The following is a 2,465-nucleotide window of genomic DNA, read 5'->3' on the forward strand; positions in this document are numbered from 1 at the left end:
TGACAACGTTCACCCCATGTGACGTTCACCCACTCGGCGCAGTGCGATAGTCCGATCAACAGCCGGCCTGGCCGTCCCGACGCCGCCGGCCAGGCCGCCCGCCATCGCCCCGGCGCCGGCCCCGATGGACCCGCTGGCCGTGGGAGGCGCGGTGGCGTGCCGGGCCGCGCCGCCGTGGCGGGGCGGGGGTGCGGGGAAGGGCGGTTCGTGCGCCGGAGTGCGGGCGGCGGCGTAGGCCGCGGCGCCGAGGGCGGCGTCGGGGGTGGCGCGGAAGTCGCCGCCGCGCCCGAGGTCGTAGATGACGGCCGCCGGGACGATGGGCACCACGCCGCCCGCCACCGGGAAGCCGATGCCCGCGTCGGCCAGCCCGTCCATCACCCCGCACGCCGTGCTCAGCCCGTACGCGCTGCCGCCCGACAGCACGACGGCGTGCACGCGCTCGACCAGGTTGCGCGGATCGAGCAACTCGGTCTCGCGGGTGCCGGGAGCGGCGCCGCGCACGTCGACGCCGGCCACCACGCCCTCCGGCGGCGCCAGCACCACGGTCGTGCCCGTGCGGTAGCCGCCGCCCACCCGGTGCGCGTGCCCGACGCGCAGCCCGGCGACGTCCACCAGCGAGTTCGTCGGCCCGGGACGCATGCCGGGGGCGGGTTCGGCGAGCATCAGAAGTCCCGGTGCAGGAAGCGCCGCGCCGCCTCGGCGAACACCCGGGTGCACCGGACGATCTCGGCGACCTCGACGTACTCGTCCGCCTGGTGGGCGATCCACTTGCCGCCGGGGCCGTACACGACGGAGGGGACGCCGCCCCAGTGGGTCAGCACGGTCCCGTCCGTCGAGCCCGGCACGCCGCCGTAGACCGGCTCCTCCCCCGTCACCGTACGGTGGGCCGCCGCCAGCGCGGCCACCACCGGGTCGGTCACCGGCACGTCCACCGGCGGCCGGTCCACCAGGACCGACACCGACGCCTCGATCCCGTCCCCGGCCGCGGCGAGGGCGGCCACCCGGTCGGCCACCACCTTGTGCTCCAGCCCGGGGATCGTGCGCACGTCGACGAAGACGGACGCCGTGGCGGGGATGACGTTGACCTGCTCCTCGCTGCCCGCCCGGACCACCGTCGGGGTGACGTACACCTCGCCGAGGTGCTCGTGGGCCGGATGCCGTTCCTGAAGCTCCCGCTGGAGGCCGCGCAGGGCGACCAGCAGCGTGCCGACCGCCTGGACGGGGTTGCGGCCGTGCTGCGGCATCGCGCCGTGGGCCATCTTGCCGGTGAGGTCGACGCGCAGCCGCAGCGCGCCCTTGGCCACCGCGCAGATCTCCCCGGCCTCGGGCTCGGCGACGATCGCGCCGTCCACGCCGTCGGCCAGGCCGGAGGCGACGAAGTGGTGGGCGCCGATCATCAGGCCCTCCTCGTCGGCCAGCGCGCACACCTTGATCCGGCCGGGGAACGGGCCGGCGAGCTGGAGTGCGCGGGTGGCGTAGAGGGTGGCGGCCAGGCCGGACTTCATGTCGGCGCTGCCCCGGCCCCACAGCCGCCCGTCGCGGATCTCGCCGCCGAACGGGTCGACGGTCCAGGTGGACAGGTCGCCCTCGGTCACGACGTCGGTGTGGCCCTCGAACATCAGCGTCGGCCCGTCGCCGCCGCCGCCCTCGACCACCGCGACGACGTTGGGCCGCCCGGCGGCGGCCTCGCTCACGACCGGGTCCCAGCCCCACTCGCGCATCCTGGCCTCGACCAGCTCGGCGGCGGGCCGCTCGGTGCGCCCGCGCGCGGGGTCGTTGGTGCTGGGGATGCGCACCAGGGCCTGCGTGAACTCCACGACTCCCCGCTCGTCGACCTCGATCACAACAATCCCTCCAGGGTCGGTACGGCCTGCAGCAGGTCACGCGTGTACGGGTGGCGCGGCGCGGCCCAGACGTCGTCCACCGGGCCGGTCTCGACGATCTCGCCGCCGCTCATGACGGCCACGGTCTCGCAGACGTGCCGGACCACCGACAGGTCGTGCGAGACGAACACGAGCGTGAGGCCCAGCTCGTCCACCAGGTCGGCGAGCAGGTTGAGGATCTGGCCGCGGACGGACACGTCGAGGGCGCTGACGGGCTCGTCGGCGACCAGCACCTTCGGCCGGGGCGCGAGCGCGCGGGCGATGGCGATGCGCTGCCGCTGACCGCCGGAGAACTGGTGGGGGTAGCGGTCGGCGGCCGAGGCGGGCAGGCCGACCGCCTCCAGCAGCTCGGCCACCCGCCCGCCGACCGGCAGGCCGAGCGCGACCAGCGGCTCGGCCACCAGGTCCCGCACGCGCATGCGCGGGTCGAGCGAGCTCATCGGGTCCTGGAAGACGATCTGCAGGTTCTCCCGCAGGAAGCGCAGCCGCCGCTCCGGCAGGCCGGTGATCTCCCGCCCGTCGAAGACGACGGACCCGCCGGTGGGCCGGTCCAGGCCGCACAGCAGGCGCAGCAGCGTGGAC

3 protein-coding genes are annotated in these 2,465 nt (G+C 75.7%); all 3 read right to left on the reverse strand.

Going from position 1 to position 2,465, the window contains the following annotated elements; translation table 11 throughout:
• Nucleotides 1-9: 9 nt before the first annotated feature.
• Nucleotides 10-663: a P1 family peptidase gene (locus ACWCSD_RS51500; protein ID WP_449927038.1), complete on the reverse strand. Its 654-nt coding sequence runs from the start codon at nt 661-663 to the stop codon at nt 10-12.
• Nucleotides 663-1,844 (reverse strand): M20 family metallopeptidase, encoded by a 1,182-nt coding sequence (locus ACWCSD_RS51505; protein ID WP_397156280.1) that lies wholly within the window; start codon nt 1,842-1,844, stop codon nt 663-665. Before ACWCSD_RS51505 ends, ACWCSD_RS51500 begins: the two co-directional genes overlap by 1 nt.
• Nucleotides 1,841-2,465: ATP-binding cassette domain-containing protein (locus ACWCSD_RS51510; RefSeq protein ID WP_449927040.1), on the reverse strand; the 625-nt coding region annotated here is incomplete at its 5' end. The genes ACWCSD_RS51510 and ACWCSD_RS51505, both read right to left, overlap by 4 nt.

This window comes from Nonomuraea sp. NPDC001684, assembly GCF_053596515.1.

Coding starts and splice junctions, on each gene's coding strand:
- ACWCSD_RS51500 (WP_449927038.1), bottom strand. CDS start 663: ATGCTCGCCGAACCCGCCCCCGGCATGCGTCCCGGGCCGACGAACTCG.